This window comes from Luteococcus sediminum (assembly GCF_054783495.1).
On the sequence record NZ_BAAGQL010000022.1, the window covers coordinates 1 to 14,842 of the forward strand.

General features: G+C 68.0%; 12 protein-coding genes and 1 pseudogene. 5 read left to right on the forward strand and 8 right to left on the reverse strand.

Annotated elements, in window-relative coordinates; all coding sequences use genetic code 11:
* Positions 1–133: 133 nt before the first annotated feature.
* The 5 genes and pseudogenes from ACYVKA_RS12350 to ACYVKA_RS12370 all read right to left on the reverse strand — a co-directional run bounded on the left by ACYVKA_RS12350 (position 134) and on the right by ACYVKA_RS12370 (position 7,385).
* Positions 134–1,054, reverse strand: a complete 921-nt coding sequence (locus ACYVKA_RS12350) for a restriction endonuclease subunit S (protein ID WP_460705801.1) — start codon at positions 1,052–1,054, stop codon at positions 134–136.
* Entirely contained in the window at positions 1,051–3,795 is a 2,745-nt protein-coding gene (locus ACYVKA_RS12355) for a type I restriction endonuclease subunit R (RefSeq protein WP_460705803.1), read from the reverse strand. The genes ACYVKA_RS12350 and ACYVKA_RS12355 overlap by 4 nt, the downstream gene beginning before the upstream one ends.
* 181 nt (positions 3,796–3,976) lie before the next feature.
* On the reverse strand, positions 3,977–5,755 hold the full coding sequence (locus ACYVKA_RS12360; RefSeq protein ID WP_460705805.1) for an FAD-binding oxidoreductase: 1,779 nt from the start codon (positions 5,753–5,755) through the stop codon (positions 3,977–3,979).
* Positions 5,752–6,552 (reverse strand): lysophospholipid acyltransferase family protein, encoded by an 801-nt coding sequence (locus tag ACYVKA_RS12365; RefSeq protein WP_460705807.1) that lies wholly within the window; start codon positions 6,550–6,552, stop codon positions 5,752–5,754. The genes ACYVKA_RS12360 and ACYVKA_RS12365 overlap by 4 nt, the downstream gene beginning before the upstream one ends.
* Before the next feature lie 13 nt (positions 6,553–6,565).
* Positions 6,566–7,385 (reverse strand): annotated as a pseudogene (locus tag ACYVKA_RS12370) (SDR family NAD(P)-dependent oxidoreductase).
* Between the two features lie 139 nt (positions 7,386–7,524).
* Between ACYVKA_RS12370 and ACYVKA_RS12375 the strand changes: the two are divergent.
* Positions 7,525–8,130, forward strand: a complete 606-nt coding sequence (locus tag ACYVKA_RS12375; RefSeq protein WP_460705809.1) for a hypothetical protein — start codon at positions 7,525–7,527, stop codon at positions 8,128–8,130.
* A 33-nt stretch (positions 8,131–8,163) separates the two neighbouring features.
* On the opposite strand, the gene ACYVKA_RS12380 is transcribed toward ACYVKA_RS12375, so the two are convergent.
* Positions 8,164–8,898: a GntR family transcriptional regulator gene (locus ACYVKA_RS12380; RefSeq protein WP_460705811.1), complete on the reverse strand. Its 735-nt coding sequence runs from the start codon at positions 8,896–8,898 to the stop codon at positions 8,164–8,166.
* A 121-nt stretch (positions 8,899–9,019) separates the two neighbouring features.
* Here ACYVKA_RS12380 and ACYVKA_RS12385 point away from each other — a divergent pair, with 121 nt between their 5' ends.
* The 3 genes from ACYVKA_RS12385 to ACYVKA_RS12395 are packed head-to-tail and all read left to right on the forward strand — an operon-like array spanning position 9,020 to position 11,927.
* Complete coding sequence (locus ACYVKA_RS12385; protein WP_460705813.1) at positions 9,020–9,997, forward strand: substrate-binding domain-containing protein; 978 nt, start codon at positions 9,020–9,022, stop codon at positions 9,995–9,997.
* On the forward strand, positions 9,994–11,049 hold the full coding sequence (locus ACYVKA_RS12390) for an ABC transporter permease (protein ID WP_394275902.1): 1,056 nt from the start codon (positions 9,994–9,996) through the stop codon (positions 11,047–11,049). Before ACYVKA_RS12385 ends, ACYVKA_RS12390 begins: the two co-directional genes overlap by 4 nt.
* Positions 11,046–11,927, forward strand: a complete 882-nt coding sequence (locus ACYVKA_RS12395) for an ATP-binding cassette domain-containing protein (RefSeq protein ID WP_460705815.1) — start codon at positions 11,046–11,048, stop codon at positions 11,925–11,927. The genes ACYVKA_RS12390 and ACYVKA_RS12395 overlap by 4 nt, the downstream gene beginning before the upstream one ends.
* Positions 11,928–11,930: 3 nt before the next feature.
* Here ACYVKA_RS12395 and ACYVKA_RS12400 read toward each other — a convergent pair whose 3' ends face one another.
* Complete coding sequence (locus ACYVKA_RS12400; protein WP_460705817.1) at positions 11,931–12,080, reverse strand: hypothetical protein; 150 nt, start codon at positions 12,078–12,080, stop codon at positions 11,931–11,933.
* A gap of 101 nt (positions 12,081–12,181) precedes the next feature.
* On the opposite strand from ACYVKA_RS12400, the gene ACYVKA_RS12405 reads away from it, so the two are divergent.
* Complete coding sequence (locus tag ACYVKA_RS12405) at positions 12,182–13,459, forward strand: MFS transporter (RefSeq protein ID WP_460705819.1); 1,278 nt, start codon at positions 12,182–12,184, stop codon at positions 13,457–13,459.
* Positions 13,460–13,522: 63 nt separating this feature from the next.
* On the opposite strand, the gene ACYVKA_RS12410 is transcribed toward ACYVKA_RS12405, so the two are convergent.
* The gene (locus ACYVKA_RS12410) at positions 13,523–14,713 is read right to left on the reverse strand and encodes an acetate/propionate family kinase (protein WP_460705821.1); all 1,191 of its coding nucleotides are present in this window, start codon (positions 14,711–14,713) and stop codon (positions 13,523–13,525) included.
* Positions 14,714–14,842: the final 129 nt, after the last annotated feature.

Genomic DNA, 14,842 nt, shown 5'->3' on the forward strand with positions numbered 1-14,842 from the left:
GGGGATGCGAACTGCTCATGGACCCATCATCGTGGGTCGGTGATGGCTGTGAAGAGAGAGTCGAGATGCTCATCGGGGTCGTTTCTGATCTCGCCCTGCGGAGGCGGACTTGCTATGAACCACTGGTCTCAACTCACCCTGACACGCAGGGGTCGGGCGCACTCACCCGAACACGATGCAGTGCCTTCTGGAAGGCGATGTTCGAGACTTCCCTCTTCCATACTGCACCGCGACCTGGCTCCCCGCCTTCGCACAAAAGCAGGTCGCCCCGTTGCAAGGAGAACTTCTCGCGCTCCGGTTCGGTGAGGAGCACTGTGCGCAGGTCACGCAGGTCGAATTCACCCCAGCGCACGTTGATGTTGGCGAGGTAGGGCACGGGCTGCCCGGATGCCTTCTTGGCATCCAGCATCTTGCCCAGCTGGGTCGAGGCGATGGCACCGAGCGGTGTCATCGCAGTGGTGTTCCGTTCTCGCCAGGTTGTGAGGACGTTGTCAATCAAGCTGGAGACGCGGTGCTTCGCCTGACCGATACTGGCGTCGGCGGCGTCGAGGTGGGAGAGGTGCTCCTCGACGAGTTCCACGATCCGCCGCTGCTCGTTCAGAGAGGCAACCGGTAGCTGGAAGTTCGCGAAACGCCTCCACTCGATGGAAGCCACTGTCGTTCCCGCCTTGCGGCAGGTACTGAGAATCTGGCGCTCGAATGCACGCAGGCCGTACAGCACCCACTTCGGGTCAAGTCCTGGCCGTGGCGTCAGCGCCTTCATGTCCTGGTTCAGGGTGACATCGAAGGGGATGTAGGCAGAGGGCAGCGTGTGCTCCAAGATTCCGGAGCGGGTGACGATCGCAATCGAACCAGCAGGGACGAGCTTTGTGGAGGATTCCGCCACGGCTGTCGGTGAAATGTGGTCCTGCGTGTCGGAGAGAGTCAGCGTGCCCATGTCCTTGGGACTCAGCCATGGAATGTCTCCGCCCCAATAGTCCGATCGAGACTTCGAGGGCGTGCCGCCACCCGTCCAAACTCCCAGTTCCCCCAGTGGCACCATCTGCCAGGTCACGCGGTCAGCTCCTCGTTCAGGGCGGTCAGGATCTCCCCGGCGCGGGGGCCGAGGTCCCTGACGATCCCATCCACCCCACCCCGTTCGTCAAACGGGGCCACCTGCAGGTCATCGGTGGTGACGCCGGCGGAGTTCACCACCACCTCCACCATGTTGTCCAACCACCAGCGCTGCCTCTCGTCGAAGACCGAGCCCTGCTGCTCCTGCTGCAACAGCCATTCGGCGTAGCGGCGCTCCACCACCTCGCGATAGGGCACCAGCTCCACGTCGAGGCCCAGGGTGAAGCGCAGCAGGCTCACCAGGTCGGTCAGCGTGTGCCTGGTCGAGTGCTTCACCCGCCCGGCATCCACCTGCTCGTAGGCGGCCCACAGCTCGTCGGTGGTCCAGTTGTGCGGCGGGCGCGAAATGCGGTTGGCCAGCTCCTGTACGTCGGAGAACTTGATCCGCACCAGATGACCCTGCGCCTCCTGCAGCACCTGGATCGCGCTGATCTCGTCGCGGTGGTCCTCCAGGAACTGCTGCCAGGACTCCACCGTCGAGCGCGCCCGGTCCGGGTCGATCACGCCCTCGGCCAGGGTCAGCCGGTCGACGCTCACCTCGTCGATCACCCGGTCATGATGCCGACGCAGCTCCACGATGCGAGTACGCAGATCGGGATTGGTGGCCAGCGGCTTGATCGCCTCATCCAACAGGTCCTGCAGCGCGCGCTTCGGATCGCTGGCGCCGACGAGCATCTGGGCCTGCAATGCTGGGTCGACGGCCTCCACCAGACCCCGCACGATGTCGGTCGTCGACCGATCGGCCACCTCATCCAGCTCGGCGCGCTCGGCATCGGTGAGGTCCAGCTCCAGCTTCGCCAACCGCGAGGCCAGCGTTGCCACCTCATCCTCGCTGATCTCCAGCGTCGCGGCCTTCTTCAACAGCCGCTCCAGACTGATGCCTGCCACCCGGTTCAGCGGGGCGTCGCAGAAGGCGTGCTCTGTGACACCCACCGCATCCACCAACACGAAACGTGTCTTGGTCTTGGCATCGGGGGTGACGGCCTGGAAGTCCGCCGGATTGATCGTGCGGGCGCCACGACCCTTCATCTGCTCGAAGTACTGGCCCGAACGCACGTCGCGCATGAAAAAGACACATTCGAGGGGCTTCACGTCGATGCCGGGGGCAATCATGTCCACCGTCACCGCAATACGCAGCGACGGGGAATTGCGGAAGGCCTGCAGGTGACCCTTCGGATCACGCGCCTGGTAGGTGATCTTCGCCGCAAAGTCATTGCCCCTGCCGAAGACCTCCCGCACCTGCTGCACGATCTCCTCGGCATGCGCATCGTCCTTGGCGAAGATCAGCGTCTTGGGCACCTCCTCACGCTTCGGGAAGATCTCGGTGAACAGCTTGTCCCGGAAGGTCTCCAGCACCAGGCGGATCTGGCTCTTGGCCGTCACCGAGCGGTCCAACTGTGCCGGGACGTAGACCAGGTCATCCTCCAGCGCCTCCAGCCGCTCCTCTCGCGTGCGACGATCCACCTTCGGCACGATCGTCCCGGCGTCAATGGAACTTCCCTGCTCGCTGATCCGGGTGCTGATCCGGAAGATGTCGAAATCCACATTCACCCGGTCCGCCACCGACTGCGCATAGGTGTACTCACTGACCAGGTTCTGCCGGAAGAAGGCGAAGGTCTGCTTGCCCGGCGTAGCCGTCAGGCCAATCACGTGCGCATCGAAATACTCCAGCACATGCCGCCACACGCCATAGATGGACCGATGCGCCTCGTCGACGATCACCAGGTCAAAGGCCTCCGGCGGCAGGTCCGGGTTGTACGAGACCGTCACCGGGGAATCCGGGATGAAGGAATCCAGCTGCGGATCGTCGTCCTCGGGAACATCCTTGCCCTGCAGCACCGAATACACCCGCTGGATCGTCGAGATCACCACACTGCTGGAATCCAGCACGTGCGCACCCTTCAACTTCTGCACCGGCAACAGCTCCGTGAACCGGCGCCCCTCACCCGGGGTACGGAAGTTCTCGAACTCCGTCATCGTCTGGTCCGCCAGATTGTTCCTGTCCACCAGGAACAGGACCCGACGGAAACCGCCGGCCGTCAGCAGCCGATGGCACAGCGTGACCGCCGTGTACGTCTTGCCGGCGCCGGTGGCCATCTGCACCAACGACCGGTCGAAATGCTGATCGGCCAGGCTCTGCTCAATGCTCTGGATCGCCTCGATCTGTGCCGGCCGGAGCGGGGCCGTCGCCAGGGTGGGCATTGCCCGGACCTTGGCCCGCCACGTGGGATGCTGCGGGTTCTCCTGCGCCTCCCGGACAATCAGCGCCAACGTCTCCGGCTTCGGGAAATGGAAGAGCCTGCGCGACCGCGGCTGCGGATCGAAACCACTGGTGAAGCGCGTCTCGACGCCATTGGCCTCGAAGATGAAGGGCAACCTCCCGTCGACGAGTTCCGCCCGGCGCAACTGCGCGTCGGCATAGCTGGTCGACTGGAACTCCACACCGGTCAGCGAATGCCCCACCGGCTTCGCCTCGATCACCCCGACGACGGACCGCTCCACATAGAGCAGATAGTCGACGCGCCCATGCCCACGCTTGAGCACCGCCTCCCGACGCGCGACACCGGACGCAAAGGGATTCATCTGGTCGAGGCTCGCCACCTCCCACCCCGCCGCGCGCAGCTGGGCGTCGACCAGGTCACGCGCCCGTTCCTCCGCGTGAAGATTCGCGTCGTCGCTCATGGGTCGAAATATAGGACCCCTCATTGACTCTTTTCGTGAGACTGTGGAAAACGATGGCCCCGCGGGATGAATCCAGCGGGGCCATCGGGGCCCCCTTCGGCGGTCTCAGGGGGGGCGACGGCCCCCTTCGACAGGCTCAGGGAGCGGGCAGTCCCTTCGACAGGCTCAGGGGACGTGGGGCTCAGGCGTCCTCGGAATTGCTGGTGATGCCCGGCTTGCCGTCGTGGACGATCTTGCCCGGGTTCAGGTTGTGGCCGGGGTCGACGCCGTCGAAGAGCGCCTTCTGGATGGTGACGCCGCCCTCGCTGATGTCCTGGGCCATCCACGGCGAGTGCTCCTCGCCGACGCCGTGGTGGTGGCTGACCGTGCCGCCGTGCGCCATGAAGGAGTCCTGCACCGCGCGCTTGACCTGGTCATAGGTGCGCATGTTCTGCTCGGAGTCGTCGGCGATCGCGAAGGTGAAGTACTGGCAGGCACCCGCGTGGTAGCTGTGCGACAGGTGGCACATGATGAAGCCCCTCGTGCCGGCCTCCTCCCAGGCCTTCGTGGCGGCCTTGACCGTCTCGGTGTGGATCTCGACGGTGCGGCTCCACGGGGTGGCGGTCTCGGACACGTCGGCCGGCACGCCGATGTTGAGCAAGAAGTCGCGGATGTAGGGGATGTCGTACTTCTTCTGGTCGAACAGGGTGCCGGGGCCCTTGCCGACGTTCATCCCGCCCTGGCTGCGCACGATCTTGTTCACGGCGCCCTTGGCATAGCGCACGTGCACCGCGCTGCCCTCGAAGCCGACGAAGCTGATGCAGATCTGGTCCAGGTCCCAGCCCTTGGCCTCCATCAGCTTCTGGACCGCCTTGTTGGAGTAGTGGCTCACCTTCGACGAGCTCTTGCTGCCATTGGCCATCGAGAACTTGGTCTCGTTGGCGTCCGAGACGCGCAGCATCATCGGGCGCACGTCGGAGTGGGCGATCAGCTCGGCTGCCTTCAGCCCGGCCTCGTAGTTCGGGTAGAAGTAGGCCTGCACCTCACGCACCGGCGCCAGCTTGTGCACCTGCATCCACGCCTGGGTGATGATTCCCAGCCGTCCCTCGGAGCCGAGCACCATCTCGCGCACATTGGGGCCCGAGGAGTAGGACGGCAGCGGGCGCAGCTCCAGCAGCTGGGTGCGCTCGGCGTCGCCGGCCGGGGCGGGCATCACCATCTGCAGGCCACGGGTGACCTCGGAGATGTCACCGTACTTGTCCGACTGCGAACCGCTGGAACGGGTGGCGATCCAGCCGCCGACGGTGGACCAGACGAAGGAGTCGGGGAAGTGGCCCAGCGTCCAGCCCTCCTCGTTGAGCTGCGCCTCCATGTCGGGGCCCAGGGCGCCGGCCTGGATGAGGGCGATCTCGGCGGCCTCGTCGATCTCGAGGACCTTGTTCATCCGGCCCATGTTGACGCTCAGCACCTGGCGCTGCTCGCCGGGCTCCGCCTCCAGGGCGGCGACGATGTTCGAGCCGCCACCGTAGGGGATCACGACGGCATCGGCCTGGAGGGCGGCCTCCATCACGGCCTGCACCTCTTCGGTGCTGCCGGGGTAGATGACCGCGTCGGGCACGCGCCCCAGCTGGCCGCGGCGCACCCGCACCAGGTCGCGCACGCCCTTGCCGTAGGAGTGGATCACGCGCACCTCGTCATCGGTGTCCACATTGTCGGCGCCGACGGCCTCGACCAGGCGCTGGCGCAGCTCATCGGCCAGGATGCTGGCGGGCACGTCGAGCGCGGAGAAGTCCGGTGTCTGGAGGGGCTTGGCGAGGATGTCGACGCCCAGCACCTCCTGGGCGAAGGCGGGGAACTTCGGCTTGTTGTGCACCGCATAGGGCTTGTCGCCGTCGGCGCCCCACCCCCACCACTTCTGTCGCTTGACCTGGCTGCCCTGGGCGGGCTGGATGGGGCTGGGCTGGTCGCTGGTCTGGGTCACTGCTTCTCCTGCGTCTGGGAATCGGCGGTCTGGGGGTCCTGCGAGCTGCGGGCCTTCTCGAGGGCGGCGGTGTGGGCGTACTCGGCGAGCGTCTTCATGCCATAGGCGCGGGCGGTGGAGTCGTGCAGCTCCAGCACCTGGCGGCGCATCCGCTCGTTGAACTGGTGCGCGATCTCACCGGGCATGGGGTGCATCGGCGGGCCGATCACCACGTGGACGGTCGGACGGTTGAGCGGCATGGTCTTCTGCGTCGACGGCCATGCCGCGAAGGCGCCCACCAGGGCGACCGGGACGGCCGGCACGCTGCGCGAGATGCACAGCGCCGCCGCGCCCGGCTTGAAGGGCGCCATCGCCCCGGTGCGCGAGCGGGTACCCTCGGGGAAGAGCAGCAACGGGACGCCGTCGCTGAGCAGGTTGCCCGCGATCCCTTTGCGGCCACGGGTTCCCTTGCGGTCGACGGGGAAGGCGTTGAAGAACAGCGCGGTCGGCGCGGCCTTCCACCAGGCGTCGAAGAAGTAGTCCGCGGCGGCACCGGCCGAGAGGTACTGCGAGAGGCGACGCGGCAGCGAACCGATGATCAGTGGCGCGTCGAAATGGCTGGAGTGGTTGGCGACCGCGATGAAGGCGCCCTCCAGGTCGTCCAGGTTCTGCTTGCCGTGCACGTGCACGTCGAGCAGCCGCCAGATGGCCGGCTTGAGCATCAGCATCTGGGCGCTGCTGCGGGTGGCGGCCAGCGAACGGGAGCGGTAGCGGGCCCGCTCGCCGCCGGGGAAGTGGGGAAACTCGATGCGGGGCATCTTCAGTCGCCTTTCATGACCGGGAGCCGGGCTCTGGTCCTGGGGTCCGGGGGTCATTTCTTGTGCCTGCTCCTGGCCAGACGGCCCGACAGCAGGCGCACTACCGGCGGTGCCACCGGCAGGCTGGCCAGGAAGATGGCCGCCTTCCACTTGGCCGTGGGGATCGAGATGGTGCGTCCCTTCTCGGCGTCGGCCAGCGCCTCGCGCACCAGGACGTCGGGATCCACCCAGACGAAGCCGGGCAGGTTGTCGGTGCTGGCGCCGGCGCGCTGGTGGAACTCGGTGTGCACCCACCCGGGGCACAGGGCAGTCGCGGTGACGCCGGTGCCCTCCAGCTCGATGGCCAGCGCGACGGTGAAGCTGCGCACCCAGGCCTTGATGGCCGAGTAGTTGCCGCTGAAGATCCAGGCGCTGGTGGAGGAGACGTTGATGATGTGGCCGTGGCCGCGGGCCTTCATCGCGCGCCCGGCGGCGGCCGAGAGCTCCAGCACCGCGAAGGTCATCAGGTCCATCGCGCGACGCTGCGTCGGCAGGGCTTCCTTGTCGAGGATCTTGGCGTGCAGGCCGAAGCCGGCATTGTTCACCACCAGGTCGAGCGGATGGGCGGGGTCCTCGATCCAGTCCGCGATGCGTGTGACGTCCTCGGCCAGTGACAGGTCCGCCGTGAGGCAGGTGACCGTCACGCCGTGGATCTTTTCCATCTCGGCGGCCAGGGCCGTCATCCGCTCGGTGTCGCGGGCCACCACCACCACGTCGTCGCCGCGGGCGGCCAGTGCACGGACGAAGGCGTTGCCGATTCCCGAGGTTCCGCCGGTGACCAGAGCTGTTGCCATGCCTACAAACCTACGGCACTGTGGCGCCAGCCGTCGTCGTCGACGCCGGGCTCCAGGCCTCGACGCCAGGCGGTCGGCGCCCGCGAAGGCCTGCGGGGCAACTAGGATCGGGCAGGTCCGCACCCCGTCAGGAGTTCCCATGTCCGACCGTCGCCTGTTCGTTGTCCTCGCCCTCGCGCCCCTGTTCGCGCTCACCGGCTGTGGCGGTGACCAGGCCCCGAAGGCCGCGGACAGCCCTGCCGTCGAGGCCAGTGCGGCCTCCGAGGCGCCCGCCTCGCCCGTCGAGAGCGCGCTGCCCGAGGCTGCCGCCGTCGAGAGCGCCTCCGCCAGCCCGTCGGCCAGCCCCAGCGCCTCCGCCTCGGCCGCGGCACCCAGCGTCCGGCCCTCTGCAGCCGTGCCGAAGGATGCCAAGAAGTTCGCCACCGCCAAGCTTCCCGCCAAGGTCAAGGGCTACACCGGCCAGGTCGCCGAGCCCACCGACGGCACCAGCAATGGCATGTACACCGGCAAGAGCCAGGACGACATGCTGATGGCGACCCTCTCGCCCAGCCTCGACTTCACCCGCGTCGTCTCCGCCCTCGACAAGCCCACCACCACCGGGCGCAGCACCTGTGGCACGGCCAACGGCGTGGTCAGCTGCTTCGCCCAGCTCGACGGTGGAGTGCTGTGGGTGCAGGGCTCCAACAAGTCCACCGTCGACGGACTGGCCGCAGTGAGCAACGAGCTCTACGCCAGCTTCACGTAGTGGCGCCGGCTGGCCGGTTGCCGTGACGGCCGGTCAGCGCAGCCGGGTGTCCAGCTCGAAGGAGTCGCCCCGGTAGGAGTGCTCCCCGTACTCCAGGCCCCTGCCCTCGGCGTCGAAGCTGGTCCACTGCACCGTCAGCACCGCGTCGACGGCGGCCAGTGCCAGCAGGTGGCGCTCCCGGCTGGTGGCCAAGCGCGCCCGGATCCGCTGGTGGGCCTCGGCCTTGTGCATGCCGCGGCCGGCCAGCACGTCGTAGAGGCCGTGGTCGACGAAGTCCTCGGCCCGTACGTCGGTCAGGCTCGGCGGCAGCCAGGAGCGCAGCACCACCAGCGGGACCCCGTCGCTGTAGCGCAGGCGTTCCAGGTAGACCAGCGGGGTCTCGGGGGAGAGCCCCAGTGCCTCGGCCGCGATGGGGTGCGGGCGGGAGGCCTGCAGGCGCAGCACCTGGGTGCGCGGTTCGCGGCCGCTGGCCCGCAGCTCGTCGAACAGTGTGGTCAGGCCGTCGCGCTTGTGCACCACCTGGCTGGTGACGTGCGTGCCCACCCCGCGGCGGCGCACCAGCAGGCCCTGGCGGACCAGCTCGTTCATGGCCTTGCGGATGGTGGGACGGCTCAGGCGCAGGCGGGCGACCAGGGCGAGCTCGTTCTCGAAGGGGTCACCGGGCTTGAGTGCCCCGCTGCGGATGGCGTCGGCCCACTGCTCGGCGAGCTGGTGGTAGAGCGGCACGGGGCTCGTGCGGTCCACCACCACCGGGAGGGTCGTGGGCATGGGGACAAGCTAGCAGCAGGGTGTGAGGACGGTGGGCGCTGTAGGGTGACAATGTTCGACTTTGTCACCCCATCCGGGTGATTCCCTGTGACTGGTCGTCGACGACCCTCTGGAGGTCCCCGTGAACCCACGCCCCATTCCCGCCGTGCTGGCCGCCCTCGTGCTGCTCGCCTCCGGCTGTTCCGCCACCGGAGGCCGCGCCGCCGCCGAACGCTCCGCCTCCGCGGGCGGCTGCACCAGCACGACGATGACCGTCACCATGGTCACCCACTCGGCCCCCGGTGACGACTTCTGGGACCTCGTGCGCAAGGGGGCCGAGGACGCCGCCAGGAAGGACTGCATCAAGCTCGAGTACCAGGCCCACCCCGAGGGCGCCGAGCAGGCTGCCCTGGTCAACGCCGCCGTCGACAAGGGCGTCGACGGCATCGCCACCACCCTGTCCAAGCCCGACCAGATGTCTGGCGCCGTGCGCAATGCCGTCAAGGCAGGGATCCCGGTCGCCGCCATGAACGGCGGCGTCGACCAGTGGCAGAGGATGGGGGCCATCGGCTTCTTCGGCCAGGAGGACCGCGTCGCCGGCCAGAAGACCGGCGAGAAGCTCAAGACCGAGGGCGCCAGGAAGGTGCTGTGCATCCTGCACGAGCAGGGCAATGTGGGCAACGAGTCGCGCTGCGCCGGCGTCAAGGAGGTGCTGCCCAGCACCCAGACGCTCTACGTGACCGGCACCGACATCGCCGACGTACAGACCAAGGTGACCGCCAAGCTCCAGGAGGACAAGGAGATCGACACCGTCCTGGGGCTCAAGGCCTCGGTGGCGCTGACCGCGGTCAGTTCGGTCAAGGAGGCCGGCTCGAAGGCGAAGGTGGCCACCTTCGACACCAATGCCGAACTGGTCAAGGCCATCAAGGACGGCTCCATCAGCTTCGCCGTCGACCAGCAGCCCTACCTGCAGGGCTACCTGGCCGTCGATGCCCTGTGGCTGCACAAGACCAATGGCAACACCATCGGTGGCGGCAATCCCGTCTTCACCGGGCCGGCCTTCGTCGACAGGTCCAATGCCGACCAGATCGAGGCCTTCGCCAAGGCAGGAAAGCGATGAGCGGCTCCAGCGTCGTCGCCGCGGCCGGCGACGACCGCACCCGGCAACGCTCCCTGGTCACCCGGCTGCTGGTGCGCCCCGAGATCGGCTCGGTGGTGGCGGGCCTGGCGATCATGGCCTTCTTCCTGGCCGTGGCCCCGAGCTTCCGCAACCTCGACAACGTGGGCACGATCCTCTACCAGGCCTCGACCATCGGCATGATGGCGGTGCCGATCGCGATGCTGCTGATCGGCGGCGAATACGACCTGTCCGCGGGCGTGCTGGTGACCACGGCCGGCCTGGCCGCTGCCCTGCTCACCTGGTGGTTCAACCTGCACGTCTGGTTCGGGGTGCTGCTCGCCCTGCTGGTGACCCTGGCGGTCGCCCTGGTCAACGGCCTGCTGCTGGTGCGCACCCAGCTGCCCAGCTTCCTGACCAGCCTCAGCATGTTCTTCGTCCTGCAGGGCGTGAACCTCGGCATCACCCGTCTGGTCAGCGGCAATGTCTCCTCACGGGCCATCGACGACATGGCCGGCTGGAACTCCGCACGGGCCGTCTTCGCCTCGCAGTGGACCCTGCAGCTGGGCAGCCATGCCGTCGTGCTGCGCGTCACCCTGCTCTACTGGCTGCTGCTGACGCTGCTGGGGGCGTGGATCATGCTGCGCACCCGCCAGGGCAACTGGGTGCTGGCCGTGGGTGGCGACGAGTCCGCCGCCCGCGCCTCCGGTGTGCCGGTGCGACGCACCAAGGTGGCGCTCTACCTGTTCGTCGGCTTCTGTGCCTGGCTGTCGGGCATGCACCTGCTCTTCGGCTACGGCGTGGTGCAGTCCGGCGAGGGCGTGGGCAAGGAGTTCATCTTCATCATCGCCGCGGTGATCGGCGGCTGCCTCACCACGGGCGGTTTCGGTTCGGTGGTCGGCGCCTCCATCGGCGCCCTGATCTACGGCATGACCCAGCTGGGCATCAACTATGCCGGCTGGAATCCCGACTGGTTCAAGACCTTCCTCGGCGTGATGCTGCTGGCCTCCACGCTGCTGAACGTCTGGCTCAAGCGAAAGGCGGAACGTCGATGAACGCGGTTTCGAGCGGCCTCCCCACCCCGGAGCCTCCCGCGGCCAACCACCCTCGCTCGTCCCTCGCTCGGGGGCCAGTCCCATCCACGGCCCCGGGAGGCTCCCGTGGTGGGGAGAGCCCGATCCTCGAGCTTCGTGGGGCCGGCAAGAGCTACGGGAACGTCGAGGCGCTGCGCGGGGTGAACCTGGTGGCGCGGGGCGGTGAGGTCACCTGCGTGCTGGGCGACAACGGCGCCGGCAAGTCGACGCTGATCAAGATCATCGCGGGCCTGCACGCCCACAGCTCCGGCGAGCTGCTCGTCGACGGGCAACCGACGCGCTTCGAGTCACCCCGCGACGCGCAGGACGTCGGGATCGCCACCGTCTACCAGGACCTGGCGCTGGCGCCGCTGATGGCGGTGTGGCGCAACTTCTTCCTGGGCAACGAGATCACCCGCAAGCCCTTCGGCCGGCTCGACATCGCCCGGATGAAGCAGGTCAGCGGTGAGGCGCTGGAGCGGATGGGCATCGTCATCCCGGACCTCGAGACGCCCGTCGGCTCGCTCTCGGGCGGCCAGCGCCAGTGCGTCGCGATCGCCCGGGCCGTGCACTTCGGTGCCAAGGTGCTGGTGCTCGACGAGCCCACCGCGGCACTGGGCGTGAAGCAGTCCGGCGTCGTGCTGAAGTACATCGCACGCGCTCGGGAGGCCGGTGTGGCGGTCATCTTCATCACCCACAACCCGAACCATGCCTGGCTGGTGGGCGACCACTTCGTCGTGCTGAAACTGGGACGGGTCAGCCTGGACGGCACCAAACAGACCATCACCCTCGACCAGCTGACCGCCGAGATGGCCGGCGGTGCCGAGCTGGAGGCGCTGGCGCACGAGCTGCACGCCTGAGGCTCAGCCCTCACGTCGGTCCTCGACGGGCGCATCGGTCCACTCGACCACCTCGTCCAGGCTGACGCCGGGGGCCAGCTCGATCAGGGTGAAGGCCTCGCCCGTGACATCGAAGACGCCCAGGTCGGTCGCACCACCCCTGCCCTTGATCATGGCGCCCGGCACCGCCTCACTTGAGCAGGTCGCCGGACTCGAGGGACGGTCCCGAGAACCGCACAAAGGGTTCGACGCCCCGGCTGCGGCACACTGGCCAGATGCGTGTGCCAGACCTCTACCGACGTCTCTTCTGGCCCGTCTATGCCCCCTCGATCCTGTTCGGCGTCGCCGCAGGGTCGACCGTCCCGGTGCAGGTGCTCGCCGCCATGCACCTGGGTGCCTCGGCGGCGCTCGCGGCACTGGTGGTGGCCGTCGTCGGTCTGGTCCAGCTGGTCACGACGGTGCACTCCGGTCGTCTGATCGACCGCCTGGGCGACCGGCCCGCGATGCTGCTGGCCACGGTGGTGGCCGGTGCGCTGGAACTCGGCTCGGTCGCCGCACTGCTCTGGGACGGTCATGGTGCGCTGGCGCTGTTCATCGCCACCAGCCTGCTGCGCGCCCCGGTGGTGAACATCTGGAGCCTCGCCCGCCAGGCCTTCACCGCCGAGCGGGTCAGCGCCCACGAGGTCGGACGTGCCATGACCGGCCTGGGTGGCACCATGCGGATCGGCAACCTCATCGGGCCCCTGCTCGGCGGCGTGCTGCTCGTGTGGTGGCCGTTGTGGTCGGTCTACCTGCTCAGCGTCAGCTGCGCCGCGCTGGCGCTGGTGGTGCTCTACATCCCTGCGTTGGGCGGACAGCTGGAGGCTCCCGCGCTACGCCCGAACAGCGATCAAGGCCCGGTGACCGTATCGGCGCCCGGGCCCTCCCCGGCCGCACCGGGCAGGCGCCAGCCCCTCGGCGTCGACTGGTCGCGGGTGGTGCTCGCCGGCATGGCCATCACCTGCCTGCAGGTGGCCCGCGCCTCCCAACCCGTGGTGGTGCAGCTGTGGGGAGTCCACATCGGCATGCCCAGCTCCCACATCTCCTTGGTGGTCGCCCTTGGTGCCGCCGTCGAGGTGGTCCTGATGTTCCCCGGCGGTTACCTCAAGGACCGTCTGGGACGCGCGATCATCCTGGTGACCTGCCTGGTGGTCTATGGCCTCGGATTCCTGCTCATGGTGCCGCTCACCCACTGGGTGGGAGTGCCGGGCATGGTGCTCGCGGTGGTCGTGATGGCCCTGGGCAATGGGCTCGGGGCCGGGGTGAACATGACCATCGGGGCCGACCTCAGCCCGGCCGTCGGGCGCGCGCGTTTCCTGGGGGTCTGGGCCCTGTTCAGCAATGTCGGCGGGCTCGGCGGACCCTTGCTGATCTCGGGACTGGTGAAGACGGCCTCTGTCCCTGCTGCCGTCGCAGCTGTCGGCGTCGTCGCCGTCGCAGGTGCGGTGTGGATGGCGTCCACCGCGTCGCGCGTGGCGCTGCCCGCGGGAGTGCGTCGTTCGTCGGATGGCTGAGGCCCAGACGTGCGACGGGGCGCCCACCACGTGGTGGGCGCCCCGCCGTGACGTGTCGGGAGTTCAGGCGCCGATGGCCTTGATCGTCTCGCGCACCATCGCCAGCTCCTCATTGGTGGGGATCACCAGGATCTCGACCTTGGACTCCGGCGTGGAGATGCGGCGCGGCTGCTTGGAGCGGATCGCATTGGCCTGTTCGTCGAGCACGGCACCGAAGTAGCCGAGCTTGTCGACGACCATCTTGCGCACGTCGGAGGCGTTCTCGCCCACGCCGGCGGTGAAGGTGATGGCGTCGATGCCGCCCAGGTGGGCGATGTAGTTGCCGATGTAGCCCACCAAGCGGTGCACGTAGACGTCCATGCCGAGCTTTGCGTCCTCGTCCCCGGCCGCGATCAGGGCCGAGATGTCGCGCATGTCGGTCTTGCCGGTCAGTCCGAGCATGCCCGAGCGCTTGTTCAGCAGGGTGTCGATGTCGGCGACGTCCAGGTTCAGCTGCCGTCCCAGGTAGGCGTGCAGGCCGGGGTCGACGTCACCCGAACGGGTGCCCATCACCAGGCCCTGCAGTGGCGTGAGGCCCATCGTCGTCTCGATCGGGTGGCCACCGTCGATGGCCGACAGCGAGGCGCCATTGCCCAGGTGGCAGACGATCTGCTTGATCTCGCAGATGTCACGGCCCAGGAACTCGGCCACCCGGCCGCTGACGTACTGGTGCGAGGTTCCGTGGAAGCCGTAGCGGCGGATGCTGTGCTGCTTGGCCAACTGGCGGTCAATCGCGTAGGTGTAGGACTCGGGCGGCAGGTTGGAGAAGAAGGCGGTGTCGAAGACGGCCACGTGCGGCACCGAGGGCAGGATCTCCATGGCGGCACGGATGCCTGAGATTCCCGGCGGGTTGTGCAGCGGGGCCAGCCCGGACAGGTCCACCAGCTTCTGGATGACGGCGGAGTCGATGACGGTGGTGGAGTTGAACTCCTCGCCACCATGGACGGTGCGGTGACCCACGGCGACGGCGTCGCGGATCTCGGGACCGTGGCGGTGGAACATCTTGACGACGGCGGCGATGGCCTCGGTGTGGCTGGGGAAGTAGGTCTCGTCGTGGAATTCCTCGCCTCCGACCTCGTGGTCGATCGTCCCGGGCGTCGGATCCCCGACCTTCTGCACCAGGCCAACGGCCATCACGCTCTCGGTGGTGGCGTCGATCATCTGGTACTTGATGCTGGACGAACCACAGTTCAGCAGCAGGATGGGCTTCGGCATGCTGCCAGCCTAGTGTGCGGCACAGAGGCATGTTCACCCGGTCGGCCAGTTCTGGGGCGGGACCGTCTGCTCGTCCTGTGGCACGAGCAGGAGCGCAGAGAAGCCCCCGGGCCTAGCGTGGGGGAAGCG

Bases quoted from the DNA above. Each gene is read 5' to 3' on its own strand.
- ACYVKA_RS12365 (WP_460705807.1), bottom strand. From the start codon at position 6,552: ATGCCCCGCATCGAGTTTCCCCACTTCCCCGGCGGCGAGCGGGCCCGC.
- ACYVKA_RS12405 (WP_460705819.1), top strand. From the start codon at position 12,182: ATGCGTGTGCCAGACCTCTACCGACGTCTCTTCTGGCCCGTCTATGCC.
- ACYVKA_RS12380 (WP_460705811.1), bottom strand. From the start codon at position 8,898: ATGCCCACGACCCTCCCGGTGGTGGTGGACCGCACGAGCCCCGTGCCG.
- ACYVKA_RS12410 (WP_460705821.1), bottom strand. From the start codon at position 14,713: ATGCCGAAGCCCATCCTGCTGCTGAACTGTGGTTCGTCCAGCATCAAG.
- ACYVKA_RS12395 (WP_460705815.1), top strand. From the start codon at position 11,046: ATGAACGCGGTTTCGAGCGGCCTCCCCACCCCGGAGCCTCCCGCGGCC.
- ACYVKA_RS12375 (WP_460705809.1), top strand. From the start codon at position 7,525: ATGTCCGACCGTCGCCTGTTCGTTGTCCTCGCCCTCGCGCCCCTGTTC.
- ACYVKA_RS12355 (WP_460705803.1), bottom strand. From the start codon at position 3,795: ATGAGCGACGACGCGAATCTTCACGCGGAGGAACGGGCGCGTGACCTG.
- ACYVKA_RS12390 (WP_394275902.1), top strand. From the start codon at position 9,994: ATGAGCGGCTCCAGCGTCGTCGCCGCGGCCGGCGACGACCGCACCCGG.
- ACYVKA_RS12400 (WP_460705817.1), bottom strand. From the start codon at position 12,080: ATGATCAAGGGCAGGGGTGGTGCGACCGACCTGGGCGTCTTCGATGTC.